Source organism: Buttiauxella sp. 3AFRM03 (assembly GCF_003675305.1).
GTDB classification, from domain to species: Bacteria; Pseudomonadota; Gammaproteobacteria; order Enterobacterales; family Enterobacteriaceae; genus Buttiauxella; species Buttiauxella ferragutiae.
In genome coordinates this window covers 708,740-735,259 of the sequence record NZ_CP033076.1, presented here as the reverse complement: position 1 = coordinate 735,259, position 26,520 = coordinate 708,740, and the positions used below count along the sequence as shown (strand labels likewise).

Genomic DNA, 26,520 nt, shown 5'->3' with positions numbered 1-26,520 from the left:
GACACGGCCCTAAGCGAGATTCAGATTTTCAAATTGTTCCGGGCTGAGTCCGCCACAGGCACTGTGGCGACGCCACCGATTGTAATCACACTCGATATAATTAAACACCGTCGTCCGCATCATTTCCCGGCTGATAAAGCGTTCACCGTGGATACATTCGACTTTCAGTGAGTGGAAGAAGCTTTCTGCACAGGCATTATCGTAACAACAACCCTTTGCACTCATGCTACCGCGCAGGTTATGCCGCTTCAGTAGCGCCTGATAATCCGCTGAGCAGTACTGCCCACCACGGTCGGTGTGAACGATGACATTTTCCGGGTGCTTACGTCGCCACAACGCCATCTGTAGCGCATCGCAGGCCAGCTGTGCCGTCATCCGCGATGACATTGACCAGCCGATAACAGCACGTGACCACAGATCGATGACGACAGCCAGATATAGCCAGCCTTCATCAGTACGTAAGTAGGTGATGTCACCCGACCATTTCTGGTTTGGACCGCTGGCGTAAAAATCCTGCTTCAGCAGGTTCTCCGACACCGGCAGGTCATGCTCGCGGTAACTGACCGGGCTGAACTTCCGTGACGCTTTCGCCCGAAGCCCCTGACGACGCAGGCTGGCTGCCACGGTTTTCACGCTGAAGCGGTAACCCTGAGCATGCAGTTCATCGGTCAGGCGCGGTGCGCCGTAGCGCTGTTTTGCCCGGTGAAAAGCCTCGTGCACGGCGCTGTCACAACTCAGACGGAACTGCTGGCGTGAGTTTAGCCTCGCACGCCGCTGAGCCCACGCATACCAGCCGCTGCGGGCCACCCGGAGGACGCGACACATGGCTTTGATGCTGAACTCAGCCTGATGTTTTTCAATAAAGACATACTTCATTTCAGGCGCTTCGCGAAGTATGTCGCGGCCTTTTGGAGAATGGCCAGCTCCTCGTCCCGTTCCGCCAGCTGGCGTTTGAGACGAGCATTTTCAGCAGCGAGTTCATTTTCACGCTCAGAGGATGAGAGCTGTTGCTGCTGTTTACTGCGCCAGTTATAAAGTTGCGATTCATACAGGCTGAGTTCACGGGCAGCGGCAGCAACACCGATGCGTTCAGCGAGTTTCAGGGCTTCACTGCGAAATTCAGGGGAATGCTGTTTACGGGGCTTTTTGCTGGTTGATACTGTTTTTGTCATGTGAGTCACCTCTGGTTGAGAGTTTACTCACTTAGTCTCGTGTCCACTATTCGCGGGTAGGATCATAGAGCATGGTCCTGCTATATATGCGAATGCTATTGCCGGGGAATGCGGACCGATCGCTGCATACGAGTAAATAACCCTTTGTATCTGTGTAATAAAAATCACAGGTGACGGCTTTAAGCTACTCGCACAGAAGCTTCATAATTTTTTAACCAGTAACTATTATTCAGGCTGGAAGTGGTAACACCTTTCTTTGTAGAAGCATGAATAAACTGATCATTACCAACGTAAATTCCCACATGGCGCTCCCTTCTGGATGTTTTAAAAAAAACCAAATCTCCAGCTTTTAAGTGTTTCTTTGATATTTTCTTACCTATTCGGAGTTGTTCCGATGAGGTTCGTGGTAAATGAACTGAAATCTCTTTAAACATACGCCTTGTAAAAGCAGAGCAGTCGATGCCGCGTCTTGAATCTCCTCCCCATCGATATTTAACCCCTTTCCAGTCGTGATACTCATCTAATATTTCATTTACTGCTTCTGAATGGAGGGGCTTGATAGTTGTGAATGAGTCAGAGTCTGTATTTGTCCTGCTCGAAGTGGAGTAGGTGCGATTTTTTAAATTATCGCTATCGAAAGATTTCGGTAAATTAAAAGCATGTACATATTGAGAGGTAAATAAACAATATATAAAAACCGGAAGAAATTTTAGTGTTTTTGATAACATAATTTAAACAGCTATAAGTAGGGTTCTAATCCTTGAATATGTGATAGGCTGATATTTAGCCTTGCATGAGTGAAAAATATACAGTTCTGTGGCAATATTCAACTCATTAATCAGAGTTATATAGCCAGATAGTTAACAGGAAGGTTAATAAAATGATCACTATCACAATATTACTTTGTATCATTGATAGTTAGGAATGTAGTCCTGATTTTGGATAATTAGTCCAAAAAAAACACTTTTAATTGTTGATATATTGATTTTGTAAATGATGGGCTGTGTTCGAATGAATATTGACTGACAACCACACGGGGATGTGCAGACATTCCCCTCATCCCCGTGTGTGATTTTGAATTGTCCCTGCAAATCTTCGACTATGCAGTCGCAGTGATAATCCAGCTCACACCGAACTTGTCGGTCAGCATGCCAAATGCAGGGCTAAAGAAGCTCGGAGCTAATGGAACTATAACAACCCCTTCAGACACCAGATTTTCAAAGCGAATTTTAGCTTCTTCGACTGTTTGCACACCCAATGACACCGAAAAGCCTGAATGAACGGCGTCTTCTACTCCGTCAGACATCTGCAAAATAATTTTTCCATCGACACTCACATCGGTGTGCTGAACCGCATCAGGGTTTTTAGCCGCAGCAACGCACGCACCAAGGTGATGAATTGCGCCCACTTCCCCACCAAGAGCATCAGCATAGAAATGTGCAGCTTCTTCGCAGCGACCATTAAAAAACACGTAAGGAGAAACGTTCATTTATCAGTTTCCATATTGATAATAAAGGCGGTGAATAGTACAGAGTGGAAATTATGCACCTTAGCCATATTGTGCGGGCCTAGACCAGTTCTCTTAAGCCAGCTCGCGTTAGGGCGCAACCCATATGACATATCTTTTACAACGTCAGCGCCAAAACTCTCTCTAATATTTGGTATACTCCCTGCAATCTTTTGAAACGGAATAAAAGAATGCAGAAGCCAGGCTTAACATATGCTCAGATTCACGACCTAAGCATTAATACGGTCCAGATAGCCGCTGAGACTTATGGTTGGGAGCTTGGATATGGCAAATTGAAAGAAGAAGATCTTCGGCTTCTCGAGTCCGGTTCGTTTGGTAAACATCCCGTGGGATGTGGTGCTCCGGGAGCTTGGTAGACCTGATAGCGAAAATATTGTGGATCTCTCGATGCGCATAGTTGGCACCAATGACGTTTTCCCTGGCGGTGCAGCTCTTTGCAGGATTGATAAAAAACGAAAGCGTTTTGAAATTTGTATGGTCGAGAATTTTTTGAAAACACACACAACAGCATTGAGCCAAAAAGTGTGGCTTTCTACTTTATTTTTTGCTCACACTATGGCAAGGGCTACCCGCCATGAGGATATTCACATAATGAATCCTAAACAGCGTTATGTGCGCCTTTATCAGAAGTATGGTTTTTTTGAGGATGCGACTTGCTCCCCTCATCTAAATGCATCCTTGGATGACATTGAAGAGGCCATAGCCCGCGCCATGAAAGGGATGCAGTAATGTTATCGGAAAGTCTTGCTACGTAAGGCTTGAGCAATACCCCAACAATACTTGATTAATACCCTGCAACCCTTATACTGCAACCAATATGTTTACGGATCTGGTATCGGATCGGATAACTCGCAAAATTAACGTATAAGGAATGCACTGATGAGCAATCAAGAAGCTAAGTTCGATACAGTCGAAACGCTGTCCTTGATTGGAAGTGCTACGGCGTTCTGGCAAAGTGTTGATCCTGCTGTTTTAGTGGCGATGTGTGATCCAAGTATGGATGATATTGGCGAGCCAGAGAATCCCAAAGCAGCATAAGCAAACCTTTAGAAAATAACCCACGTTATGTGTAATGCCAGTCAGTTAAGCAACTGACTGGCATTTTTATTCTTGACTTTGCCATATTTATACGGCCTTTCCTTCACCACTCTCGGGAAGGCTTATTGGTAACCTCACCATCCCGCATGATTCCGAGAAGCTCAGCTGGTTCGGTCAGTAACCTTTCAGGCTGCCAGCATCTTTATCATATGGTAACGCCCCAGATTGTACGCCAGCAGTACACCCCACCGCTCCTGCTCCATCAGTTCCGGCTTCTTACTTCTCACTGTCAGTCTGCTCAGTTGCATTGTCTGTTTTATTTCCCTGTAACCCAGCTCGATTCCCCACCGGTGGTTGTACAGGTCCACCATCTCGCCTCTCGGACACCGCAGCGCATCCGTCATCGATGTCAGCAGATGGCAGACTTTTCCTTTCCGGGTGACGCTCAACAGTCGGACCGTCATTTCCTCCCCCAGCGCACCTTTCCTCAGTGGGGACATCGAGTGGCGTTGCTTCCCTGCCAGGTTCCAGGCGTTCAACAAGCCCAGAGAGTAGTAGCCTTTATCCAGCAGGATCAGGATGTTATCGCCGGTCTGGTTTATCAACTGCTCTGCCAGCGTGTATTCACTTTCCTTCATCGTGCCGAAGGCGGCGTTAACAGATGGCTGGCCAGCTCCATCTGGCAGACCATTTTAACCTGAGGGTAGAGTCCTGGCTGACCGGCATAGGTCTGACGCGGGAAAGCTGTGTCGTTTTCTGCTGTGTCCGGTTTTCGCCAGACCACGCCATCCACGGCCAGTAGCGTCAGGCCACACAAGTGGGGATGTGTCGTGGCACGATGCCGGAGTTGTACAGATTGCAGGAACACCTGACGAATGGCCTAGCTTCCCAGTCGCTGATGGGCCTGGATAACGGCGCTGGGGGCGACGAAGGGACGGTCACTCGGCAACATGACATCCAGCCGGTTAACGATTTGATGAGGTGGCTCTTTTCGTTCCGTCGTCATACCGACGACGCACCAGACCATCATTTCCAGCGGCAGACGGCGTTTACACACAGTGACAGTGACGGGCTCGGCAAGACAACGGGAGATGAGCGCCGGGTCAGGAAAATCCCCGAGGGAAGTCATTGGGTTACGCAGAGAGTCGTAACGTGAAACAAGGTCAAGAGCCTGTCCGATATGCATAAAAATCTATGGTCACCCCCGTTTTTGCAACACAGATTTTGATTTATGATAAACTTGCGTAAATCTATTCGGCGTCTGGTGGACAGTTATGCCCGCGCCACGATGAGTTCCGCGCCTGCCGAACCTTAAAAATCCGTCGGCTTCCCGGAGCCATTTTTTATGTCAGATTCATCAGCAGGCCGATATGCCGTTCATGTCATCAATTATCTGTCGTCGCAAAACCAGAAAGTAACGTGTTAATTAACTGAGCTAACGAGGTTTCTCGTTGGCTCTTTTATTTACTGAACACCGCCTGATGGGCCGTAACTGCCCACACTATCCGGGCCAGCTTGTTCGCCAGCGCGCATGCCACAACGTTTGAATGATGGCTGGCAAGCTGCCTTTTAACCCACTCTGCCAGACGCCCTGGGTTGTGCTCCAGCCGCTGCATAAAAACCCTGGCACACTGCACCAGCAGCCGTCGCAGATTCTTGTCACCCCGCTTGCTGATGCCCATCAGTGTCGTTTTCCCACCCGTACTGTACTGCCGGGGAACCCGCACGGTTGATGCTGCAAAATCACGGCTGCTGGCATAGTTTTTACCGTCTCCCTGCCGTGTGGCTAACAGACTTGCCGTTACCGGCCCCACACCCGGGATAGTCAGCAGGCGCTGTGCGGTTTCATCCTCTGCCAGATGGTTTTTCAGCTCCTTATCGACTTCCCCTATTTCTCCGCTGAGATAAACATAATGGCTGTGCAACCTGTTCAACAGGCGTGCCAGGTATGCCGGAAAGTCGTTTTCTTCCAGCACGGCAGCCAGACGTCGTATCACGGTAATTCCGCGCGGCAGGCTGACGCCGAACTCCAGTAAAAAGGCATGTATCTGGTTGGTGGTTTTGACCCGTTCCCGTATTAGTGAGTCCCTGACCCGGTGCAGGGCAGCCATAGCCTGCTGGTCTTCTGTCCGGGGAGTCACGAAGCGCATGGAAGGACGTGACGCCGCCTCGCAGATGGCTTCAGCATCAATAAAATCGTTTTTATTGCTTTTAACAAAAGGACGAACAAACTGCGGTGAAATCAGCTTAACCTGATGCCCCAGCTTACCGATGGTCCGGGCCATGAAATGTGCACCCGCGCAGGATTCGAATGCCACGGTTGAAGGTGTGCATGTTGCGAGAAAATGGATAAGTTGAGTGCGGGAGAATTTCTTACGTAACAGAGGGTTGCCCTGTTTGTCCTGGCAGTGAATATGAAAAGAATGTTTACCGAGATCGATACCAATAAGTGCAACGTTTTGCATGATGGTTCCCTCTAAAATAAAACACCCTGTCAGCGTAACGCTCACAGGGTGGGGGGGGACCATCTCATTAATCCGGAAACGGGTGAGCATTTCCGGATTCTTACACAGCCACGGGATCGGTCAACTGATCCTTAACTGATCGGCATTACCTACGCTATGTGGGCTTTTTTATGGGCCAAATGTAAGAGTTTCCCACCAAAAAGGGGGTAACGATCGCGTAATTTTTACATTCAAAGTAGGATAATAAGTTACGAATTTTTCCCGAACAAATCCGAAAAAAATGACATCTATATGATTGTATTGACGTGTTTTTGCATGCTTTTTTGAACGTAATTTAATCAAATTATATTTTAATTTTTTGATTTTAAATGATTTTAATCGAGGTTGGCGGGAACAGGAATCGTATTCGGTTTTTTTATCTATCGTTTAAATCAATTAGTTAGTAGTTTACGCCCGAAAATGTCCATACTTCCATATCCCGTATGTTGCCGTGTTAAATCAATGTAAACACTTTTGCCCTCACATCCAAGTACTTTTCGGTCATTTTTTCTGACTTGTGGCCGACCCGTTTTGAGTGAGTTCATTTCCAAATGCTTTCTCAAAAAAACATTCTGACAGGTTTTTGGCTCATGAAACGCAAAACCCCTACTGGCTGGGTGTCCAATTTTTGTGATTTACTTCACATAAAGCCGTTTGTTGTATTTCCGACGCATGAATCGCTTTGAAATTAAAAGCTAAGAAGCCCTTACTTCACGAGCAAGTCATTTTCAACCATTCGTACACCCTTAACCGTTTTGGTTAGCGCGACAGCTTTATTTGCCTCAGCGGATGAAGCGACAAAGCCGCTAAGTTGTACTCGCCCTTTAAACGTGACGACACTGATATCCGTAGATTTCAGTGATTTCTCTGCCAGCAGAGTCGATTTAACTTTGGTTGTAATAACCGTATCGTCGATATAGCCGCCGGTACTTTCTTGTTTTGAGGAACCAGCGCATCCTGTCAATGTTGTTGCTGCCAGAGCTATTGCGCAAAAAATAGCCATTATGTTTCTATTTTTCATAATTAATCTCCTTGAGGTCGACATGTACACAGGCCGTTATCTTACCCGATGATTTCACGATAATCAGCAGTTCTGCTAACGCAATTGATAGCGAAGCTTATCATTGATAAGTTGCTGTGACATCGGCAGTTGTACGATGTCATCAGGGGAGGTGAGTGGAGACATAAACCACTTGTTATAGAGCTCATCAAATCGTTTTGTGGCAAACATGGTCTTTATGTTGGTATTAATGATTTCTTCCATTTCATCCGCATTTTTATCCACGGCTAAACCATATTCTAATGTATTACCAAAACCACTGGCGTTGATCTGGTAATCTTCTTTATTTGGCATTTCAGCCAATTTACCACGGATAATAACGTCATCAGTGATGAATGCTGAAATATGACCATCGGCAAGCAAATCAAAACCATCATTAAAATCGCGCACTAACTTCACCGAAATTGAGTAATTGTAATTTTCATTCATCTTTGCCAATTCTAATGCGGCAGTACCGCCACTGATAACACCGACTGTATGCCCACTCAGTAACTCTTCATTCAAAACTTGCTCTGATTTCTTGGTCAGAATATTCATTTTGGTGTAAAACCACGGAATAGAGAATTTAACTATTTTATGACGTTGCCCAGAGTTCGCCGCGACTGCACATAAAACATCCGCCTGATTATGGGATATAACCTCAAAGCGAGCGGCAGCGGGGATTTTTATCCATTTGACGTCTAATTTGGTGTTGTAGCGTTTTTCTATACTTTGTACGACATCGAGGCAGATATCTATCACCATGCCAGAGGGCTTGTTATTTAATTGCCAGGCAATGGGTCTGGTGTTATCGACCCATGCCAGGGTTATGCTATGGGTGCTGAGTATTTTGTTCAGTACTGGGTCAGCAAAAACATTCCCACAAAATAGCATCATGGTAGTCAACAGGAAAATACCTGTCGATTTACAATTAGTTAAGTAGCTAAACAAAATGAATCCCTCAATAAATACACAAACTAAAACAATTTTTATAGAATTTTAAAAAGCCATCATTATTGTAAGTGTTTTTATGCTGTGTTCCTATCGATAGCGTTTTTGAATAATAGGTATTAATCGACATTCATGATGAAGATTGGGCAAGCCATTCAGTGTTCAGAATGTTATACATTACATTAATTAGCATCCTCACTAACGTCTCTGTACAATCATGCCCGACCTGAATGGGCCATAGCGAATAACGATAAACCTGCAAAGACGAAAAATATGACCACCACTCAAACCGAAAACCATAGCCGTGAGAATTCTCTGGCGTATGTTTTGCGTAGTCCACGCCTGTTAGCCCGGGAATCCCTTGCGGGAGTGGTTACAGCATTAGCGTTAGTTCCAGAAATCATTTCATTTTCAGTTATCGCAGGGGTTGACCCGAAAGTCAGTCTGGTGGCCTCCATTGTACTGTGTTTATCCATGTCAATTTTTGGTGGTCGCCCTGCAATGGTGACCGCAGCTGCAGGGTCAGTTGCTCTGGTTATCGGGCCAATGGTGCATCAGCATGGTGTTGCATATATTTTCCCTGCCGTATTGCTGGCGGGGTTGATTCAAATTGTGTTCGGCGTAAGCGGGCTAGCTCGCATGATGCGTTACATTCCCTTATCGGTGATGACCGGTTTTGTGAACGCATTAGGTATCCTGATTTTCTTTGCACAGGTGCCTCATATTTGGGGAAATAACCCGTTGGTGTGGGGGTTGTTTGCACTGACGTTATTGATTGTTCTCCTGTTGCCACGGGTGTTCAAAATGGTGCCTTCGCCGCTGGTGGCGATAATTGTCATTACTACACTTTGTATCGGCATGGGGCTATCAGTCCCGACAGTCGGAGAATCAGGGCCAATGGATGCCGGCTTACCAGGATTAACGGAATTAATGGTGCCGTTAAACCTGGAGACATTACGGATAATATGGCCTTGTGCGTTGAGTATCGCATTTGTGGGATTAATGGAGTCATTGCTGACAGCTAAGCTGGTGGACGAATTGACAGATACACCCTCCAGTAAACGCCGTGAATGTTGGGGATTAGGGATATCTAATATCTTCGCCGGTTTCTACGGTGGGATCGCAGGTTGCGCCATGATTGGCCAGACCATGGTTAATGTTGAGCTTGGTAAAGGGCGTACACGAGTTTCTACGCTTGCCGCAGGGCTGGTGCTGCTGTTGCTGGTTACCGGTTTAAGCGAACTGATGGCAAAAATCCCGATGGTTGTTCTGGCGGGGATCATGGTCATCGTGGCGGTGAAAACTCTTAACTGGCACAGTGTGAAACCCGTCACATTGAAAAGAATTCCGCTTCCCGAAACTCTGGTGATGGTGACGACGGTGACAGTCACCGTTGCGACAGGAAACCTGGCTTTGGGTGTCGTTGGCGGAGTCATCTTTGCGATGATTTTGTTCGCCCGACGTATTGCTCATGTTGTTCATGCACAACGGTCATTGTCTGATGATGGGCAATCCGTTCGGTATACGGTGACCGGGCCGCTGTTTTTCGCCAGTAGTAATGATTTATTCGAACATTTTCAGTATGCCGATGACCCGCAGCAGGTGATTATTGATTTATCTCAGGCACAAATCTGGGATGTCTCGACGGTCGCGGTGCTTGATGCGATTGAAACTCGCTACCAACGCTATGAATGTAGAGTGAAAATTGTGGGGCTGGATTTGCGCAGCAGTGATTTTCATGAACGGCTGAGCGGTAAAGTATGATCAAAGCGTGCAAGGATTAATTTGGCATTTTGACCAGCAGATGGCAAAACTGTGAATCTGCCGTTACTTTTCGAACGTCAGGACTGCTAGATTAATCTAAGTCCCAGAGTGAAACGGAGGTGCCAGAAAGTTTGAAACTGATCCTCGATAGTAAGCTGGTGGGGTACGTGGTGGGGCTGATTACCACGCACTCTTTGGTATAAACCATATTGAAACGCTTGAAGAAGCGGAAAAATTTACCAGATAACTCGTATCATCTCTCTAAAGGCTGCAAATTTGCAGCCTTTTCTATTTTTATCTCCCGCTCAATTTCTCTTATCTCACAGCAGCTAACCTGTGCTTATTGTTTCATGAGCGGTATAGCGGCAGAATCATTAAAAAAGATTCAGAAGGAAATGAAAATGGTTAAAGAAGCACCACGTCTGGAAACTGAACGTTTAGTTTTGCGGCACTTTGCATTGGAGGATTTCCCGGATTTAGCGGCTTGTTGGGCTGACCCGGAAATGGTGAAATTTATCGGTGGTGGTCAACCGCAAGGGCAGGAAATGACATGGAGTCGCCTGTTACGTTACATCGGTCATTGGCAGGCACTGGGTTATGGCTACTGGGGGGTGTTTGAAAAAGCAAAAGGGCGTTTTGTCGGGGCGTTCGGTTTTCAGGATGCACAACGTGAATTAACGCCAGCCCTTGAATTCCCTGAAGCCGGTTGGACGCTCATTCCAGCCGTACACGGTAAAGGCTACGCCAATGAAGCCTTGGGTGCGATTTTAGAATGGGCAGACCGTGAATTTACCACGCCCGTTTGCTGCATTATTGATGATGATAACCATCGCTCCATTCACCTCGCCGAGCGTTTTGGCTTCCGGTTTGAACACCCTGTGGAATACCACGGTAAACGGATAAAGATGTTCGTTCGCCCAACCTGCTAACCATCGCCGCACACTGGTTTATAATTGAGCAATAAATAAGCGGTGTGGGGTCAGTATGTATCAGCGAATTGAAGGTGAGAACTGGCGGCATATTTTTGTTGTTGGCGATTTACACGGCTGCCTTTCTGAGTTAATTAGCCAGCTTAAACTCCAGCATTTTGATTACCATCAGGATCTTATTATCTCGGTGGGGGATCTTATCGACCGCGGTGCGAATAGCCCCGGTTGTCTGGCCTTACTGGGTAGCAAGTGGTTTAAAGCGGTGAAAGGCAATCACGAAGAGATGGCTTTAGAAGCGTTGGATGAGGGCGAGGGGATTCTTTGGCAAATGAACGGTGGCGATTGGTACCGGGAGTTGCCAGCACTGCGCCAACATAATGTGCAAGAGGCTTTATTACATTGCCGTGATTTGCCGTTAGTGATTGAGCTTCATACCCATGGGAAAATACTGGTTATTGCTCATGCCGATTATCCTGCATCACATTACAGTTGGAATCAGCCAGTTGATGAGCATTTGCTGGTCTGGAGCCGGGATCGGCTCAATAAAAATTTACAGGGACGCGGTGAAGAAATAGAAGGGGCGGATGAGTTCTATTTCGGCCATACACCACTCAAAGAAGTCGGTCATTTTTACAACCAAAACTATATTGATACCGGCGCAGTGTTTGGTAACAAGCTAACGATGGTGCAGGTACAGTAGTTATAGCGAACTGTATTCATGAGCCGGGCGCCAGAAACCATCGATAAAATCTTCTATTGGGAAGCATCCGCCATAACGGATCCGTTGGTCATCCATGGCCACCACACATTGCTGCTCGGTATTAAAAACGTCCACAACAATATCTTCGCAATCACCGTCCAGGTAACAAACAAATAAGACTAACGCAAACATTAACGCCTCAGAGTTTCACCGTTTGGCTTAATTGTAGGGGAAGTCATGGGAAGAGGGGAAATCAGTACAGATTAATTAACCCGCCTGAGCGACGGGTTGATTGGAATCATGCAAGACGCATGACCCAGGCATCAGATTTTTGGTCGTAATGTTGACGGTAGAGGACTGAATGTTCGCCATCAAGGACGGCGGGAATACTGGTTTCATCATCCCAGGCATCAAGTTGCATGCACAAGTCCGGGTCAGATTTACAAGGGATGCTCAAAGTGCGGTCCCCTTGTTGCTCGCCATGTAATTCAGCATCATCAATTTCGAAGATGCCTATTCGTACGTTAGTTTTCGTCATCTTACTCTCCTTGGGTCTGGGTGCATGTGGTATGACCAGTAAGGCCTCCCACACTAGAGCGTAGACAAACGTACAAAAACTGCAAATCACATGGCGACAATATTTTGCGAATTAGGCCTTCGTCGCGAACAGTTTGCCATCGCGTACCAGTTCACGTGGGTAACTGTTCTTCAGTCGCGATCCCACTTTCCTGGCCAGACCCAATGGTTGGTCTTGCCAGGTGACAATCACTTCATTAAGTGACGGTGTCACATCTGGGTAAATGTCGCGCCCGTGATACCATTCGTCAGCTTCAAACTCCGTCAGCGCGAATGCCAGCGGCGAATCCCCTGGCACTAAAGCAATCACTGCTTCATGCTGCCAGCGGTATCCCTTGTTGTACTGTTCCGCCAGACGTATGCCAATCCGAGAAAAACGGACCTTGCCGAATAACGAAACAATCTCCTTCGGAAACAACCAAATTTCTTTATCGCGTTGCCAAAGCTGTTGGTCATCTTGCCAGCTTATCCCAGATTTTTTGGCAGCCGCGGTGACTTCAGCGGCTTGCTTGCCAAATAGGGGGCTGAACGGGAAATTACCTACTTTGTACCCTGGGGCCGGGAGTGCTTCGATTGATGCCATTTTGCGCAGGCGCGCGACGAAAAAGCCTTCACAATCATAAATCTGTGGGAAAACATGCAGGTAGCCTTCAGCAGTGATGGCTTTCCCTGCCTCCGGGAACAGGTCGTTAAGCGGGGCTATTTCCACGGCATCGGGCCATTCATCAAGCAACCACTGGCAAATCTGTTGGTTTTCTTCACGGTTTAAAGTGCAGGTGGAATAAATCAGCGTGCCTCCGGGGCGCAAGGCATGGAAAGCGCTGGCGATCAATTCGCGTTGCGTATCGGCAATACTGGCGGTGCTTTCTGGTGACCAGTTACGCAATGCATCGGGATCTTTACGTACTACGCCTTCGCCTGAACAGGGGGCGTCGAGCAAGATCGCATCAAAACATTCCGGTAAGGCTGCACCAAATACCCGGCCATCAAAATGCGTCAGTGCCACGTTGCTAATTCCGCAGCGGCTGATGTTGGCATGCAGCACTTTCACCCGGCTGGCGGAGTATTCATTGGCAAGAATCGCACCGTGATTGCCCATGCGTGCGGCAATTTGCGTGGTTTTTGAACCAGGTGCGGCAGCGACATCCATAATTCGCACCGGCTGGTTGTCGTCCGCAAACAGCGCCGCAACGGGCAACATCGAACTGGCTTCCTGGATGTAGAACAATCCACTCAGATGTTCTGCTGTGCTACCGAGTGGCAGGCGTTCTTCATCATCTCGCTCAATCCAGAACCCTTCAGCACACCATGGAACAGGTGTCAGATGCCAGTCGTAAGGTGCAACCAGGGCGAGAAAATCGCTGACCGAAATTTTGAGGGTATTGACTCGCAAGCTACGCCGCAGAGGACGTTGGCAATACTCGATAAAGCTTTCGAGCGTTTGGTCGGCCGGAAGTGCATCGCGAATAACATCAAGAAAGGATTGCGGGAGAAAGGCGTTTTGAGAGTGAGCCACGAAGGAAGTCCAGAAAAAAATGAAGAGTGGAGTCTAGCACAAACGCCCCGGTGAGACACCGGGGCGCGGGCATTAACGTGGTAGTGCAGTTCCCCACTGACGCCATTCTTTCGGCTCAGTTTCCTCAAGCAGGAAGTGTTTACCGGTGACCGCTTTCGGCGCGAGCGGTGTTCCCGGTGGAGTTGCGAACGCGATACCGCCACGAATGAACTGGTTGAAGGTGCCGGTTTTCACCACGCCGCCTGTCAGGCCAAAATCGAGGCTGTAGCCCGAGGCAAGCCAGAACACTGAGCTATCACGCACCAAATGCTGGAAACGTTTACTGATGCGCAGGCCAACCATCACGCGGTCTGATAGATTGCCGAGGGTTAAACCGGTTACCGTACCGACTTCAACACCACGGAACAGAACGGGTGTACCAATGCTCAATGCCCCCGACTCAGGGACTTCCAGCACGATACTCAGGCCATCAGAGTAACGAGAGTCGGTAATCGAGGTTTCCTGCAACTCGAAGTCACGTCGTGGTGCGCCTCGCCCTGGTTCAACGTTAATATACGGCTGGAGAATAGTGTCGAGATTATCAACACCCGAGGCTGAGATTTTCGGTGTCACAACCGAGAAGCGTGTGCCACCGCGAGCAAAAGTATCCACAAATTCAGGATAGAGCACCGCTTTCGCTTCGACTTCGCTGCGTGACGCTGTCAGATTCAGTGACTCGAGCTGCCCAATGTCAATTCCCAGATAGCGAATCGGCATTCCCGCAGACAGTTTCCCGGCATCGAAGGTATGCAAGGTAATCTGGCTACCGACGGCGCGCGCGGCAGTTTCAGACGCGTACAGTATGCGTTTGTCACCCTTTTTCAGACCGGCGCTGGCACCGCTCAGGTTGTCAAAGCTGATTGCACCTTTTAGAGCGCGAGAGAGTGGGGAGGCTTGCACCGTCAGGCCGTTGCCGTTGAGTTGCACGCGTGCGCCACCTTCAGCCCAAAACACACTATTGTCTGTCAGCAGGTTGCGGTATTCCGGCTTGATATTCACATCGATATCAAAGCTATTGGCGCGAGGGCGGACACTGATAATCTCACCGACCTGGAATTTACGGTACAGCACCACTGAGCCGGTCTGGATATCCGGCAGGCTGGCGGCAGTTAGCGTTAATGTCGTTGTCGGCAAGTCGCTCAAGCTATTTTCGACCGCTTTTTCAAGGTTGGCATACAGCGGATAACTCTTTTTCATCTCGCCTTTGTTGCCAGGAATAACCCTGACCCCACCATTGATCCATTCACTGGCGCTGGCACCCAAAAATTCAACACCATCGATACCAACTTTGACATCAATACGGCTGTTGACGACGAACTTGCTGTCGCCCTGAATCAGTTGGCGGTATTCAGGATCAATGGCGACAGAGAAGCTGACACCCTTAGCGGACAGTGTGCGTTCAAGAATTTGCCCAACTTGCACGCCATGGAGAATGATAGGTTGCCCAGCATCAATACCGTAGCTTTCAGGTGCAGTCAGGTTTAGCGTCAGAACGTTCGGCTGTTGTAGCGGTGTTTTATCGCTTGGGAATACGACAAAGTGATTCTGTGGGTCACCTTCCCCTGGCACTAACTCAAAGGTGCTACCGGTTAGCAGGCTGCTGAGGTTTGGATTGCTGAGCGAGATTTTAGGGTTACGTAGCTCAATACGTGTACCACTGCGCATTAGGTTGACCACACTTGGGTCAACGGTCATCTGGCCTGTGACGGTGCTACCAGGATTCAGGTTCAGCTTGGTTAGCGTACCGACTTCAAGGCCTTGATACATCAGCGGCGTTGAGCCTGCTTTCAGGCCTTCACCACTTGGCAGGGCAAGATCAATGATCACTCCCCGCTGGCTATGTGCCAGATCCTCATACAGCCCAAATTCATCTTCAGCCTTCGCTTCAGCGGAGTTTTCCGGTGAATCAAAGGCAATTGCGCCATTCACTAACGCGGCGAGGCTTTCTAACTGAACTTGTGCTCCGGAAAGGCTGAAGTTGGCTTTTACCCCTGATACGTTCCAGAAACGACTGCCTTTTTTCACCAGTTTGGTAAAGCGGCGGTCGATCAGTACGTCAATGGTGACGCCCTGCGTATTGTTGTTAATGGTGTAGTCGTAAACCCGGCCAACAGGAATTTTACGGTAGTAAACCAATGAGCCGCTGTTGAGCGAACCTAGATCAGGGGCGTGAAGATGAATCATCAACTCGCCATTATTCAATCGATATTTGGGTTGAGTATCCAGAGCGGTGAAGTGCTCCTGGGGTTTGCCTTTGCCAGGCATCATACCGATATAGTTCCCGCCGACCAGTGCATCCAGGCCGGAAACGCCGGCCAGTGAAGCTTTCGGCGTCACCAGCCAAAACTGAGTATCCTCACGCAGCGCATTTTTCATATCGCTTTTCACGCTGACTTTGACTTCGATTTTGCGCAGGTCTTTGCTCAGGCTGATGCTTTGCACGGTTCCCACTTCTACGCCTTGATAACGTACAGGTGTTCGCCCGGCGACAATACCGTCGGCTGAAAGGAAATCAATGGTCGCAGTGGTACCACGTTCTTCCCATGTCGACCAAATGAGCCAACTGGCAATCATCAATGCGATAATCGGCAGCAACCAGAAGGGCGAAATTCGGCGTTTTGTTTTAATTCGCGCTTCAGTCGGTGAAGCGGGCATTTCCTGACTCATGTGCGTCCCAAAGTAGTCGGCTATCCAGCCATTCGACTGCAAGAATAGTTAAAATAACCGCCGCGCCAAAGTAAAACGCAGCCGGCCCCATAGTGAATGCCAATAACTGATCTCGATTAACCAGTGACATCGTAAGCGAAATAACAAAGAGATCGAGGATAGACCAGCGGCCAATCCAGGTAATAAAGCGTAGTAATAAAATGCGCGTTCTCAACCCTCGCTCGCATTTGAAATGAATACTTAACAACAATGAAATCAGCACGATAACCTTGACAAAAGGCACCAAAATACTGGCAATGAAAACCACTGCCGCCACGGCAACATTACTGTTGCCGAGGGAAATAATACCAGAGAGGATAGTATCTTCCTGACGCGAGCCATTGACGTACAGAATTGAAATCGGCAGCAAGTTAGCAGGAAGTAAAAAGATTAACGAGCCGATTAACGCGGCCCAGGATTTCTGCAGGCTGTGGCGGCGGCGTTCTCTTAATGGCACATGGCAACGCGGACAGCGGCCACGTTTATCCGGCACACCAGTAAAATGGCACCCGAGGCATACACGCAGTTGCGCATTCCAGGCGCGCGGCGGGCGTTGCGGGTAGAAGCGTGACCACAGTTGTTCTACGTTTAAGTGAATCAGGGTTAATAAGCTCAATATGGCCAGCGCGATAAACGCCACTAAACCTATGCCGGGCTGGATGTAGGCAAACTCTCTGACTTTTATGCAGGCCACGCCAATGCCGACCAGATAAATATCAAGCATGACCCACTCTTTGAGCTTATCGAGCATCAGTAAGACCGGGCGTAAATTCATCCCAAGAATATTACCAAAGTAGAGATAGATGATACCCGCGACCAGTGTGGCGGGGGCACCAACGGCACAAAACATCACTATCGCGGCCGTGAGCGGATCGCCCTGTTTGGTCATCTGCCAGATGCCCTGAAATAGATTGGCATCGATGGCCGTACCTAATAAATAGATGCGGACCAGTGGCTCTGAAAAGGCAACTGTCATCAGTAGCAGCATGGCGGTTGCCATAGCGGCCAGACGTGTGAGTGACCAATCACGACCATGGAAGACTTTCGCGTCACAACGTGGGCAATACGCGCTCTGCGACGATTTAACCAGCGGTAACGAGAAAAGTGTATCGCATTCGGGGCAACGCTGATAACGTGCCTGCGGTACAGCATTGCTAATGGCGTGTATTTTCATGTGTTGTCGTATGCAAGGAATACCGTTGGCGCATTGGGTATCTCTTTAGAAAATCAAATATTCGTTAAGCGTATATTAATTCATGGAATGATACACCTTGTGGCATAAGGCATTTAATGCTTATTTTACTATGCTATGCAGTTGAGTAAGACAACATACTATGGTTAATCAATGAACAAAGAACAATTTTACGCGGACTTGAACCGCGATTTTAGTGCGTTAATGGCAGGTGAAACAAGTTTTCTGGCAACGTTGGCAAATACCAGTGCTTTGCTGTTTGAACGTCTTGAAGGAGTTAACTGGGCCGGGTTCTATTTACTGGAAGGCGATACGTTGGTTTTAGGGCCTTTCCAGGGCAAAATTGCCTGTGTGCGCATCCCGGTAGGTAAAGGTGTATGCGGTACAGCAGTTTCCACCAGGAGCATTCAGCGCGTTGAAGATGTGCATGCTTTTGATGGTCACATCGCCTGTGACGCCGCCAGCAATTCCGAAATCGTTCTGCCGTTAATGGTAAACGATGAGTTAATCGGGGTCCTGGACATTGATAGCACTGAGTTTGGGCGCTTTACACCTGAAGACCAACTCGGCTTATCTCAACTGGTAACGCAGCTTTCGCTGACGCTTGCCGACACGGATTTTAAAAAATTCTTCACTCGATAGCATGATAAACAACGGATAACGTGGCATTTGCTGATAGCGTCATTATAATGTCGCCTGTTCATGCCTGCGGATTGTTGGCAACTCCGTTGTAATCAGGAAATTTCATGGAAAATCAACCTAAGTTGAATAGTAGCAAAGAAGTCATCGCCTTTTTGGCAGAGCGTTTCCCACAGTGCTTTAGCGCTGAAGGTGAAGCCCGCCCCCTGAAGATTGGTATCTTCCAGGATTTAGTCGCGCGCGTTGAAGGGGAGATGAGCCTCAGTAAAACTCAACTTCGTTCCGCGTTACGTCTTTATACTTCAAGCTGGCGTTACCTGTACGGTATCAAAGTCGGCGCGACCCGTGTTGATCTCGACGGTAACCCATGTGGTGAACTCGATGAGCAGCACGTTGAGCATGCTCGTAAGCAGCTTGAAGAAGCAAAAGCTCGTGTTCAGACACAGCGTGCAGAGCAGCAAGCGAAGAAACGTGAAGCGGCTATTGCTAACGGTGAAACCGTTACCGATAAGCCTCGTCGCGATCGCAAACCTCGTCCTGCACCGCGTCGTCCAGAGACTACAGAACGTAAACCTCGTGCAGAAAAACCGGCGGCTCCTCAGGTTCCGCGTGAAGAAAAACGCACTCCGGTTACGGACATTTCTGCATTGCAGGTGGGTCAGGCAATCAAAGTCAAAGCGGGTAACAACGCGATGGATGCCACCGTACTGGAAATTACCAAAGATGGCGTACGTGTACAGCTAACTTCTGGTATGGCAATGATCGTACGCGCAGAACACTTGCAGTTCTGAAACGGAGGCCAGACCCGGGCATGAACAAACTCTTTAAGCGTACGGCAGTCGCTAGTCTGTTGTTTCTTGCAGGTAGCGCACTGGCCGTCGAAAATATCACGCAAGCTTCTCAAATCCCGCAGTTAAAGGAAGAGACACAGCATGCAACGGTGAGTGAGCGTGTAACTTCACGCTTCACTCGCTCGCATTATCGCCAGTTTGATCTGGATGAAAATTTTTCCGCAAAAATTTTCGATCGCTACCTAAACCTCCTCGACTATAGCCACAACGTGCTGCTTGCCAGTGACGTTGAGCAGTTTGTGTCGCGGAAAAAACAGATTGGCGATGAATTGCGCACCGGTAAACTGGACGTATTTTACGATCTCTATAATCTGGCCCAGAAGCGCCGTTTTGAACGTTATCAATACGCGCTGAAAGTGCTTGAAAAGCCGATGGATTTCACCGGCAATGACACCTTCAATGTGGACCGCAGCAAATCTCCGTGGCCTGCAAGTACCGCCGAGTTAAATAGTCTGTGGGACAGCAAAGTTAAGTTTGACGAATTAAGTTTGAAACTGACCGGTAAAACCGATCAGGAAATTCGTGAAACGCTGACTAAGCGCTACCAGTTTGCGATTCGCCGTCTGGCGCAGTCTAACAGCGAAGATGTTTTCTCTCTGGCAATGACCGCCTTTGCTCACGAAATCGATCCGCATACTAACTATTTGTCTCCACGCAATACTGAACAATTCAATACTGAAATGAGTTTATCTCTGGAAGGTATTGGTGCGGTGCTGCAAATGGATGATGACTACACAGTGATCAACTCGATGGTTGCGGGTGGTCCGGCGGCGAAAAGCAAAGCGATTACCGTAGGCGATCGTATTGTGGGTGTCGGTCAAACCGGCAAAGCCATGGTTGATGTGATTGGCTGGCGTCTTGATGATGTGGTTGCGCTGATCAAGGGACCAAAAGGCAGTAAGGTTCGTCTTGAAGTCTTACCTGCGGGCAAGGGCACTAAAACACGCATCGTCACGTTAACGCGTGAACGTATTCGTCTTGAAGACCGTGCCGTTAAACTCACCATTAAAACGGTTGGTAAAGATAAAGTCGGCGTGCTGGATATTCCAGGCTTCTATGTTGGTTTGACGGATGACGTCAAAGTCCAGTTGCAGAAGATGGAAAAACAGAATGTGAAGAGCGTGATTATCGATTTACGTTCTAACGGTGGCGGTGCATTGACCGAAGCTGTGTCGCTTTCTGGCCTGTTTATCCCTGGTGGCCCAGTTGTTCAGGTACGTGATAACAACGGTAAAGTGCGTGAAGACAGCGATACCGATGGCGTTGTGTACTACAAAGGCCCACTGGTTGTTATGGTTGACCGTTTCAGTGCCTCTGCATCTGAGATTTTCGCCGCTGCAATGCAGGATTATGGCCGTGCGTTGATTGTCGGTGAGCCGACCTTCGGTAAAGGGACTGTTCAGCAGTATCGTTCGTTGAACCGTATCTACGATCAGATGCTTCGCCCTGAGTGGCCTGCGTTAGGCTCTGTGCAATACACCATCCAGAAGTTCTACCGCATTAATGGCGGCAGTACTCAGCGTAAAGGTGTTACGCCAGACGTGATGATGCCGACCGGTACGGAAGAGACAGAAACTGGCGAGAAGTTCGAAGATAACGCGCTCCCATGGGATAGCATTAATGCCGCAACTTACGTCAAGTCAGGCGATCTGACACCGTTCGAACCGCAACTGCTCAAACTGCACCAGGACAGAATTGCAGCCGATCCTGAGTTCCAGTACATCATGAAGGACATTGCTCGCTTTAATGCCCTGAAAGAGAAGCGCAATATTGTTTCCCTGAATCTTGCTCAACGTGAGAAAGAAAACCAGGAAGACGATGCGACGCGTCTGGCACGCATCAACGATCGCTACAAGCGGGAAGGTAAAGCTCCGTTGAAGAAACTGGAAGACTTGCCGAAGGATTATCAGGAACCAGATCCTTATCTCGATGAAACGGTTCATATCGCGCTGGACCTTGCAAAAATGCAGCAAGATAAGCCAGCCGAGCAACCGGCTCCTGCTAAGTAACTCCCCAACAGGCACAAATTTTTGTGCCTGTTTTTTTTACCTCTATCAAGCCGCGTAAACCTAGCTCTTTCTGAATGTAAAGTTATGTATTATTAACCACTTGGCAACGATGAATGCTTGAAAATAGCAGGCTTGCCCCTACGATGTGGGGTAACGCAGAATGCGTATTTTTAACCGAGGTAAAAAGAAAATTATGATGCGTATCGGGCTTTTCCTGTTGACCAACCTTGCAGTCATGGTCGTATTCGGGCTAGTGCTAAGCCTGACGGGGATCCAGTCGAGCAGCGTACAGGGTCTGATGATCATGGCGGTGTTGTTTGGCTTTGGTGGTTCAATCATCTCGTTACTGATGTCCAAATGGATGGCATTACGTTCAGTTGGCGGTGAAGTGATTGAGCAGCCACGTAATGAAACTGAGCGCTGGCTGATGGAAACCGTTCGTCAGCAGTCGCAGCAGGCGGGTATCGCTATGCCTCAGGTGGCGGTTTACCATGCGCCAGATATCAACGCGTTTGCTACTGGCGCACGCCGTAATGCCTCGTTGGTTGCGGTCAGTACCGGCCTGTTGCAGAACATGAGCCGTGATGAAGCAGAAGCGGTAATTGCTCACGAAATTAGCCACATTGCGAACGGCGATATGGTAACCATGACGCTGATTCAAGGTGTGGTGAACACCTTCGTTATCTTTATTTCGCGAATCATTGCACAGGTTGCCTCAGGCTTCCTGTCAGGCAATCGGGATGAAGGTGAAAGTAACAACGGTAACCCGTTTGTCTATTTTGCAATTGCGACCGTACTGGAGTTGGTATTCGGTATTCTGGCCAGCATCATTACTATGTGGTTCTCACGTCACCGTGAATTCCACGCTGATGCCGGATCTGCAAAATTAGTCGGCCGTGAAAAAATGATTGCTGCTTTACAGCGTCTGAAAACCAGCTATGAACCGCAAGAAGCCAGTAGCATGATGGCGTTTTGTATCAACGGTAAGGCGAAGTCAATGAGCGAATTGTTTATGACTCACCCACCTTTGGACAAACGTATTGAAGCATTGCGTAACGGCGAATATCTGAAGTAGTGATAAATATTGATAAGAAAGCGTGCCATCGCTGGCACGCTTTTTTTATGCCTGCGAAGCAGTAGGTTGAGATAACCGCAAACTGCTAACAATAGCCGCGACGGTAGCAAAACTGCCGGCCAGAAGTAACGAGGCGTGCGTTCCGTGAGTGGTGAACAGGTTGAACATCAGTGCTACCAAAGCTGCACCACAACTCTGGCCGAGTAACCTGGCCGTGCCTAACATGCCGCTGGCACCACCGCTGCGGTGACGCGGAGCAGAAGAGATAATGGTGTGGTTATTGGGGGACTGGAACAAGCCAAAACCTGCACCGCACAAGAACATGCGCCAGATAATATCTATGTCAGAAGGGTTATGTGGCAACAGCGCCAAAGCAAACAGACCGCAAGCCATCATTACAAGTCCGATTCCACCTAATAATCCCGCATGTACTCGTCCAATTAAATGACCAGCGACCGGAGCCATAATCATGGTTGCGATGGGCCACGGCGTCAGTAGCAGGCCAGTTTCCACTTCACTACGACCTAATGTCGATTGCAGGAAAAAGGGTAAAGAAACCATTGCCAGCATCTGCGCGGTAAAAGAACACACTGATGTTCCAATGGATAAAGAAAACACCGGGATACGCAGTAAATCGACCGGCAATAATGGGAAAGGGAGTTTTAACTGGCGGCGTATAAAGAAAGATCCAATGACTAGCAAGGCTGCCAGTTCACTGAGAATAAGCCAGCCAGACTGGCCCTGAGCAAACCCGCTGATGGCAGAAATCAATAAGCCAAACGTCAGGGCATTCATGATGGCGCCTGGAATATCAAAGCGCTGCCCCTGGGATTTTTGTTGGTTCGCTGGCAAGAAACGCAGAGCCAATAATAGCGCAATGATGCCAATGGGCACGTTAACCAAAAATAACCATTTCCAGGAAGCAACGGATAGAATGGCGGCAGCAATAGTCGGCCCGGCAGCTGATGAAACGGCAACAATAAATGAGTTAATTCCCATGCCGCGGCCAAGGTGTTTTTGTGGATAAATAAGCCGAATGAGCGCGGTATTTACGCTCATTAATGCCGCACCGCCGAATCCCTGCAGTACGCGAGCAAATGTCAGCATGGGTAAAGAATTAGATAACGCACAAAAAAGGGATGTCACACAAAACAGCATTAGCCCGCACTGATATACCCGGCGATAACCAAAAATATCCCCCAGAAACGACATGGAAAGTAATGAAACAATTATCGCTATTTGGTAACTGTTAACAATCCAGATGGATTCTGCCGGACTGGCATTAAGTTCGCGGGCAATGGTGGGAAGGGCGACGTTAGCGATTACGCCATCAAGCACGGCCATAGTAATACCTAACGCAATGGCTAAAATAGCACCATAGCGCCGCGGTAATGGCAGCCCATCAGCAAGGGTTTTATCCATAGGAAAGATTGAATTCACGGGGCTGTATTCGGGGAGAAATAATAATAGCACTAAATTTACGGGATATGTCGCAGATTTGTAACGATATAGAATAGATTCATTGCGATGACATGGTAGTCAACTTATACTAAAAACCGGTTCTAATTTTTATAAAACAAATGCGATCGAGGTGATTTAATGGCAATCGCAGATCTGGATAAACAACCTGATTCTGTCTCTTCTGTCCTGAAAGTTTTTGGCATCTTACAGGCTCTTGGCGAAGAACGCGAAATTGGTATTACTGAATTATCGCAACGCGTAATGATGTCAAAAAGCACCGTCTATCGCTTTTTGCAGACAATGAAATCCTTGGGTTATGTGGCTCAGGAAGGCGAATCTGAGAAATACTCGCTTACGCTGAAGTTGTTCGAACTTGGCGCGCGTGCGTTGCAAAATGTTGATTTGATTCGTAGTGCTGACATCCAGATGCGTGAACTGTCGCGTCTGACAAAAGAAACGATCCACTTGGGTGCGTTGGATGAAGACAGTATTGTCTATATCCACAAGATCGACTCAATGTACAACTTGCGTATGTATTCGCGCATTGGTCGTCGTAACCCGTTGTACAGTACTGCAATTGGTAAAGTGCTTCTGGCCTGGCGTGACCGTGAAGAAGTACGTGAAATTCTTGCCGATGTGGAGTACACCCGCAGCACTGAACGTACCATTACCAGCACCGACGAATTGATGGATGTTCTGGATACGGTGCGTAAGCAAGGTTTTGGCGAAGATAACGAAGAACAAGAAGAAGGTTTGCGCTGCATCGGCGTGCCGGTATTTGACCGCTTTGGTGTTGTGATTGCCGGTTTAAGTATTTCATTCCCGACTTTGCGTTTTTCTGAAGACCGCCTTCACGAATATGTCGCTATGCTACATGACGCTGCGCGCACTATTTCTGAGCAAATGGGTTATCACGAATATCCATTCTGATGAAAAATTAAACGCCGCTAAATAGCGGCGTTTTTTTACTCTTCGATTATCTACTGTCCGTTATCAATAACCTTGTCACTTTTACGCAATACAGGGCAATCACTCAGTCCGATAATACCACTTTCACTATGAATGAATTGTGCAGTGGTGATATTTCGTGCAGTGAGGTATTTGCATTGCAGTCCCATACCCGCTGCATTTTGATGGCTCCCAATCAATACTCCGTAGCCAGAGAGGAGTAAACCGATCCACAGCAGCACTATCACCAGAATAGTGCGGATCACGACACGCATATCTACCTCTTATTATTACTTTATTAGAGTGTTAAGCGTAGCGCGTAGCACTAAAGTATCAATGTGATGATTCTTAAATAAAATCTGAGTTGAGTGATGCCTGGTTTAGGTTGCGTATGCCAGACTTACTCTCTAAAGCTTTTAATGTGGAGAATGTAGTGAAAAAGTACAGATGGTTCATCTTAGTTGCGGTTTTTTTCGTCTGCTTACTACTCTGGACGCAGATGGTCAACGTGATGTGCGATCAGGATGTACAATTTTTCAGCGGGATTTGTACAATTAACAAATTTATTCCCTGGTAGACTCTTTTTATCCACACGATACTTACCTTCGGGCGCAGCAGGTGTAGAATAGCGCGTTTTACTGAGGTGGTAAGATGAACGAATTAAGTGTTGGCGCGTTGAATATCGTGTCCCTGACAGTTTCCCTGGTGGTGCTGGTTATCGGCCTCGTAATGTGGTTTTTTGTTAACCGAGCGAGTAGCCGTAGTAATGAACAGATCGAGCTGCTTGAAGAGTTGTTGGAACAGCAGAAACGACAAAATGCTCTGCTACGCCGTCTGTGTGAAGCCAATGAGCCGGAAGTTGTGAAGGAAGAACCGCAAGAGATTAAGGAAGAAGTTGCAGAGGATGACGATTTTATTCGTCTGGTGGCAGAACGCTAATCCTTACATAAGCGTTTACGTCGCTTTGTCGTGACTCATGCGTTGGATGAATCCCTGGTTTGATCCTCTAAAATCTCATCTTTAAATCGACGGTTTTCGTAATGTGTCACCACAGTTACGAAAATCGGCTGATGTTACGCTTTGACGAAAGCATGGAAAGAGCAGGGAATACACCAACCATCTGGCAAGACTATGGCGGTGAATCGCTGTTCATGCCACGACATATAGGTCAAACTTTACTCTTGCTTAAAATAATAGTTTAAATATTATCCAGAAAGTTAAAGTGTTATTTTGGATAACCTAAGATAATTTTATTATATGGCTAATATAGTGAAACGTTTTTATTGCCTCATTGTGTAGCAGAGTGTCATTAAACTTTCATTATTTTGGTGCAATATAAAGAGCTTACTGTTCATACTTTATTCATTCTGGTAATCGCGTTATTTCCATCTCCTATTTCAATCTGTCTTGAGACGTTCTGTACTGCTCATTTTTTGAATAGCTATGCTAAAAAAATCATAAGGATAATGTCTGTGGTGTCGACTTTTTCGTCCTTCGTCTGGACGAAAAGTTAGCTTTGGGCTATGGTAAAAACGTTGTCTGCGGTCATCGCCTGAACGCCTGGAATCACGTTTGTTCGCCGTTAATTTTATGCACATTTTGTGCATTTCATTTTTATGAACAATATTGGTTTCAGAATTTGTGCGACAGATCGATTCACGCCGAAAAATGGCTTGCCATTGATTGCGTTGTATGTGATAACACTTTGGGTTAAACGAGGTACAGTTCTGTTTATGTGTGGCATTTTCAGTAAAGAAGTTCTGAGTAAACACGTTGACGTTGAATACCGCTTCTCTGCCGAGCCTTATATTAGTGCCTCATGCAGTAATGTCTCTGTTTTAGCTAAGTTATGCCTTCGGGCAAAGAAAACAATCTAAGGAATT

26 protein-coding genes and 1 pseudogene are annotated in these 26,520 nt (G+C 47.7%); 13 read left to right on the top strand and 14 right to left on the bottom strand.

The features are described from left to right. Positions 1-9: 9 nt before the first annotated feature. The 3 genes from D8682_RS04675 to D8682_RS04665 all read right to left on the bottom strand — a co-directional run bounded on the left by D8682_RS04675 (position 10) and on the right by D8682_RS04665 (position 2,661). Positions 10-1,172, bottom strand: a protein-coding gene (locus tag D8682_RS04675) for an IS3 family transposase (RefSeq protein ID WP_121813401.1) whose coding sequence is annotated in 2 segments (ribosomal slippage) — positions 10-911 and positions 911-1,172 — 1,164 coding nt in all. Because the reading frame shifts where the segments join, the coding sequence is not laid out codon by codon here. A gap of 179 nt (positions 1,173-1,351) precedes the next feature. Next, the gene (locus D8682_RS04670; protein ID WP_121813643.1) at positions 1,352-1,900 is read right to left on the bottom strand and encodes an NlpC/P60 family protein; all 549 of its coding nucleotides are present in this window, start codon (positions 1,898-1,900) and stop codon (positions 1,352-1,354) included. A gap of 371 nt (positions 1,901-2,271) precedes the next feature. After that, positions 2,272-2,661: a VOC family protein gene (locus D8682_RS04665; protein WP_121813642.1), complete on the bottom strand. Its 390-nt coding sequence runs from the start codon at positions 2,659-2,661 to the stop codon at positions 2,272-2,274. 426 nt (positions 2,662-3,087) lie between these two features. Between D8682_RS04665 and D8682_RS04655 the strand changes: the two genes are divergently transcribed. Together D8682_RS04655 and D8682_RS26670 are read left to right on the top strand one after the other, a co-directional pair. Beyond that, positions 3,088-3,429 carry a hypothetical protein gene (locus D8682_RS04655; protein WP_121813640.1) on the top strand — a complete coding sequence of 114 codons (342 nt, stop codon included), beginning with the start codon at positions 3,088-3,090 and terminating at the stop codon, positions 3,427-3,429. 150 nt (positions 3,430-3,579) lie between these two features. Further along, positions 3,580-3,738: a hypothetical protein gene (locus tag D8682_RS26670; RefSeq protein ID WP_162302981.1), complete on the top strand. Its 159-nt coding sequence runs from the start codon at positions 3,580-3,582 to the stop codon at positions 3,736-3,738. Positions 3,739-3,779: 41 nt separating this feature from the next. Here D8682_RS26670 and D8682_RS04650 read toward each other — a convergent pair. The 4 genes and pseudogenes from D8682_RS04650 to D8682_RS04635 all read right to left on the bottom strand — a co-directional run bounded on the left by D8682_RS04650 (position 3,780) and on the right by D8682_RS04635 (position 8,178). Beyond that, positions 3,780-4,924: pseudogene (locus tag D8682_RS04650) on the bottom strand (IS4 family transposase). 274 nt (positions 4,925-5,198) lie between these two features. Beyond that, complete coding sequence (locus tag D8682_RS04645) at positions 5,199-6,203, bottom strand: IS110 family transposase (protein ID WP_121813639.1); 1,005 nt, start codon at positions 6,201-6,203, stop codon at positions 5,199-5,201. A 745-nt stretch (positions 6,204-6,948) separates the two neighbouring features. Continuing rightward, the gene (locus D8682_RS04640; protein ID WP_064546043.1) at positions 6,949-7,263 is read right to left on the bottom strand and encodes a BON domain-containing protein; all 315 of its coding nucleotides are present in this window, start codon (positions 7,261-7,263) and stop codon (positions 6,949-6,951) included. A 75-nt stretch (positions 7,264-7,338) separates the two neighbouring features. Then, positions 7,339-8,178 carry a transporter substrate-binding domain-containing protein gene (locus D8682_RS04635; RefSeq protein ID WP_121813638.1) on the bottom strand — a complete coding sequence of 280 codons (840 nt, stop codon included), beginning with the start codon at positions 8,176-8,178 and terminating at the stop codon, positions 7,339-7,341. Positions 8,179-8,505: 327 nt separating this feature from the next. Here D8682_RS04635 and D8682_RS04630 point away from each other — a divergent pair, with 327 nt between their 5' ends. The 3 genes from D8682_RS04630 (at position 8,506) to D8682_RS04620 (ending at position 11,625) form a co-directional block, all read left to right on the top strand. After that, on the top strand, positions 8,506-9,996 hold the full coding sequence (locus D8682_RS04630) for a SulP family inorganic anion transporter (RefSeq protein ID WP_121813637.1): 1,491 nt from the start codon (positions 8,506-8,508) through the stop codon (positions 9,994-9,996). A 401-nt stretch (positions 9,997-10,397) separates the two neighbouring features. Further along, complete coding sequence (locus tag D8682_RS04625) at positions 10,398-10,925, top strand: GNAT family N-acetyltransferase (protein WP_064546049.1); 528 nt, start codon at positions 10,398-10,400, stop codon at positions 10,923-10,925. Between the two features lie 55 nt (positions 10,926-10,980). Then, on the top strand, positions 10,981-11,625 hold the full coding sequence (locus D8682_RS04620) for a metallophosphoesterase (RefSeq protein ID WP_064546051.1): 645 nt from the start codon (positions 10,981-10,983) through the stop codon (positions 11,623-11,625). On the opposite strand, the gene D8682_RS04615 is transcribed toward D8682_RS04620, so the two are convergent. The 5 genes from D8682_RS04615 to yebS all read right to left on the bottom strand — a co-directional run bounded on the left by D8682_RS04615 (position 11,626) and on the right by yebS (position 17,636). Beyond that, positions 11,626-11,817 carry a YebW family protein gene (locus tag D8682_RS04615; RefSeq protein ID WP_064546053.1) on the bottom strand — a complete coding sequence of 64 codons (192 nt, stop codon included), beginning with the start codon at positions 11,815-11,817 and terminating at the stop codon, positions 11,626-11,628. A gap of 106 nt (positions 11,818-11,923) precedes the next feature. Continuing rightward, positions 11,924-12,163, bottom strand: coding sequence for a YebV family protein (locus D8682_RS04610; protein ID WP_064546055.1), 240 nt, complete (start codon positions 12,161-12,163; stop codon positions 11,924-11,926). Positions 12,164-12,274: 111 nt separating this feature from the next. Further along, complete coding sequence (gene rsmF / locus D8682_RS04605) at positions 12,275-13,717, bottom strand: 16S rRNA (cytosine(1407)-C(5))-methyltransferase RsmF (protein ID WP_121813636.1); 1,443 nt, start codon at positions 13,715-13,717, stop codon at positions 12,275-12,277. 72 nt (positions 13,718-13,789) lie between these two features. Further along, positions 13,790-16,423: a PqiB family protein gene (locus tag D8682_RS04600; RefSeq protein ID WP_121813635.1), complete on the bottom strand. Its 2,634-nt coding sequence runs from the start codon at positions 16,421-16,423 to the stop codon at positions 13,790-13,792. Further along, positions 16,392-17,636: a membrane integrity lipid transport subunit YebS gene (gene yebS, locus D8682_RS04595; RefSeq protein ID WP_064546062.1), complete on the bottom strand. Its 1,245-nt coding sequence runs from the start codon at positions 17,634-17,636 to the stop codon at positions 16,392-16,394. Before yebS ends, D8682_RS04600 begins: the two co-directional genes overlap by 32 nt. A 171-nt stretch (positions 17,637-17,807) precedes the next feature. On the opposite strand from yebS, the gene D8682_RS04590 reads away from it, so the two are divergent. The 4 genes from D8682_RS04590 (at position 17,808) to htpX (ending at position 22,228) form a co-directional block, all read left to right on the top strand. Then, on the top strand, positions 17,808-18,296 hold the full coding sequence (locus D8682_RS04590; RefSeq protein ID WP_064546064.1) for a GAF domain-containing protein: 489 nt from the start codon (positions 17,808-17,810) through the stop codon (positions 18,294-18,296). A 104-nt stretch (positions 18,297-18,400) separates the two neighbouring features. After that, complete coding sequence (gene proQ, locus D8682_RS04585; protein ID WP_064546066.1) at positions 18,401-19,084, top strand: RNA chaperone ProQ; 684 nt, start codon at positions 18,401-18,403, stop codon at positions 19,082-19,084. A 20-nt stretch (positions 19,085-19,104) separates the two neighbouring features. Then, entirely contained in the window at positions 19,105-21,153 is a 2,049-nt protein-coding gene (prc, locus tag D8682_RS04580; protein WP_064546068.1) for a carboxy terminal-processing peptidase, read from the top strand. A gap of 193 nt (positions 21,154-21,346) precedes the next feature. Further along, entirely contained in the window at positions 21,347-22,228 is an 882-nt protein-coding gene (gene htpX, locus D8682_RS04575) for a protease HtpX (RefSeq protein ID WP_034496301.1), read from the top strand. Positions 22,229-22,273: 45 nt separating this feature from the next. On the opposite strand, the gene D8682_RS04570 is transcribed toward htpX, so the two are convergent. Further along, on the bottom strand, positions 22,274-23,650 hold the full coding sequence (locus tag D8682_RS04570; protein ID WP_064546070.1) for an MFS transporter: 1,377 nt from the start codon (positions 23,648-23,650) through the stop codon (positions 22,274-22,276). Between the two features lie 177 nt (positions 23,651-23,827). Between D8682_RS04570 and kdgR the strand changes: the two genes are divergently transcribed. Next, entirely contained in the window at positions 23,828-24,619 is a 792-nt protein-coding gene (kdgR, locus tag D8682_RS04565; RefSeq protein ID WP_121813634.1) for a DNA-binding transcriptional regulator KdgR, read from the top strand. 50 nt (positions 24,620-24,669) lie between these two features. Here the strand turns inward: kdgR and D8682_RS04560 are convergent, their stop codons facing one another. Continuing rightward, entirely contained in the window at positions 24,670-24,912 is a 243-nt protein-coding gene (locus D8682_RS04560; RefSeq protein ID WP_064546074.1) for a YobH family protein, read from the bottom strand. A 158-nt stretch (positions 24,913-25,070) separates the two neighbouring features. On the opposite strand from D8682_RS04560, the gene mgrB reads away from it, so the two are divergent. From mgrB to D8682_RS04545, 3 genes are all read left to right on the top strand, one after another. Further along, entirely contained in the window at positions 25,071-25,214 is a 144-nt protein-coding gene (gene mgrB, locus D8682_RS04555) for a PhoP/PhoQ regulator MgrB (protein ID WP_121815636.1), read from the top strand. Between the two features lie 74 nt (positions 25,215-25,288). Further along, a complete protein-coding gene (locus tag D8682_RS04550) occupies positions 25,289-25,576 on the top strand; it encodes a YebO family protein (protein ID WP_064546076.1) in 288 nt (95 codons plus the stop codon). Positions 25,577-26,370: 794 nt separating this feature from the next. Further along, positions 26,371-26,514, top strand: a complete 144-nt coding sequence (locus tag D8682_RS04545; RefSeq protein WP_074388558.1) for a DUF2627 domain-containing protein — start codon at positions 26,371-26,373, stop codon at positions 26,512-26,514. The last annotated feature ends 6 nt before the right edge of the window (positions 26,515-26,520 follow it).

What these genes read in the sequence shown, in the direction of transcription:
- D8682_RS04670 (WP_121813643.1), bottom strand. Translation starts at nt 1,900, where the DNA reads ATGTTATCAAAAACACTAAAATTTCTTCCGGTTTTTATATATTGTTTA.
- D8682_RS04665 (WP_121813642.1), bottom strand. Translation starts at nt 2,661, where the DNA reads ATGAACGTTTCTCCTTACGTGTTTTTTAATGGTCGCTGCGAAGAAGCT.
- D8682_RS04655 (WP_121813640.1), top strand. Translation starts at nt 3,088, where the DNA reads ATGCGCATAGTTGGCACCAATGACGTTTTCCCTGGCGGTGCAGCTCTT.
- D8682_RS26670 (WP_162302981.1), top strand. Translation starts at nt 3,580, where the DNA reads ATGAGCAATCAAGAAGCTAAGTTCGATACAGTCGAAACGCTGTCCTTG.
- D8682_RS04645 (WP_121813639.1), bottom strand. Translation starts at nt 6,203, where the DNA reads ATGCAAAACGTTGCACTTATTGGTATCGATCTCGGTAAACATTCTTTT.
- D8682_RS04640 (WP_064546043.1), bottom strand. Translation starts at nt 7,263, where the DNA reads ATGAAAAATAGAAACATAATGGCTATTTTTTGCGCAATAGCTCTGGCA.
- D8682_RS04635 (WP_121813638.1), bottom strand. Translation starts at nt 8,178, where the DNA reads ATGATGCTATTTTGTGGGAATGTTTTTGCTGACCCAGTACTGAACAAA.
- D8682_RS04630 (WP_121813637.1), top strand. Translation starts at nt 8,506, where the DNA reads ATGACCACCACTCAAACCGAAAACCATAGCCGTGAGAATTCTCTGGCG.
- D8682_RS04625 (WP_064546049.1), top strand. Translation starts at nt 10,398, where the DNA reads ATGGTTAAAGAAGCACCACGTCTGGAAACTGAACGTTTAGTTTTGCGG.
- D8682_RS04620 (WP_064546051.1), top strand. Translation starts at nt 10,981, where the DNA reads ATGTATCAGCGAATTGAAGGTGAGAACTGGCGGCATATTTTTGTTGTT.
- D8682_RS04615 (WP_064546053.1), bottom strand. Translation starts at nt 11,817, where the DNA reads ATGTTTGCGTTAGTCTTATTTGTTTGTTACCTGGACGGTGATTGCGAA.
- D8682_RS04610 (WP_064546055.1), bottom strand. Translation starts at nt 12,163, where the DNA reads ATGACGAAAACTAACGTACGAATAGGCATCTTCGAAATTGATGATGCT.
- D8682_RS04600 (WP_121813635.1), bottom strand. Translation starts at nt 16,423, where the DNA reads ATGAGTCAGGAAATGCCCGCTTCACCGACTGAAGCGCGAATTAAAACA.
- yebS (WP_064546062.1), bottom strand. Translation starts at nt 17,636, where the DNA reads ATGAAAATACACGCCATTAGCAATGCTGTACCGCAGGCACGTTATCAG.
- D8682_RS04590 (WP_064546064.1), top strand. Translation starts at nt 17,808, where the DNA reads ATGAACAAAGAACAATTTTACGCGGACTTGAACCGCGATTTTAGTGCG.
- proQ (WP_064546066.1), top strand. Translation starts at nt 18,401, where the DNA reads ATGGAAAATCAACCTAAGTTGAATAGTAGCAAAGAAGTCATCGCCTTT.
- prc (WP_064546068.1), top strand. Translation starts at nt 19,105, where the DNA reads ATGAACAAACTCTTTAAGCGTACGGCAGTCGCTAGTCTGTTGTTTCTT.
- htpX (WP_034496301.1), top strand. Translation starts at nt 21,347, where the DNA reads ATGATGCGTATCGGGCTTTTCCTGTTGACCAACCTTGCAGTCATGGTC.
- D8682_RS04570 (WP_064546070.1), bottom strand. Translation starts at nt 23,650, where the DNA reads ATGGATAAAACCCTTGCTGATGGGCTGCCATTACCGCGGCGCTATGGT.
- kdgR (WP_121813634.1), top strand. Translation starts at nt 23,828, where the DNA reads ATGGCAATCGCAGATCTGGATAAACAACCTGATTCTGTCTCTTCTGTC.
- D8682_RS04560 (WP_064546074.1), bottom strand. Translation starts at nt 24,912, where the DNA reads ATGCGTGTCGTGATCCGCACTATTCTGGTGATAGTGCTGCTGTGGATC.
- D8682_RS04550 (WP_064546076.1), top strand. Translation starts at nt 25,289, where the DNA reads ATGAACGAATTAAGTGTTGGCGCGTTGAATATCGTGTCCCTGACAGTT.
- D8682_RS04545 (WP_074388558.1), top strand. Translation starts at nt 26,371, where the DNA reads ATGTGTGGCATTTTCAGTAAAGAAGTTCTGAGTAAACACGTTGACGTT.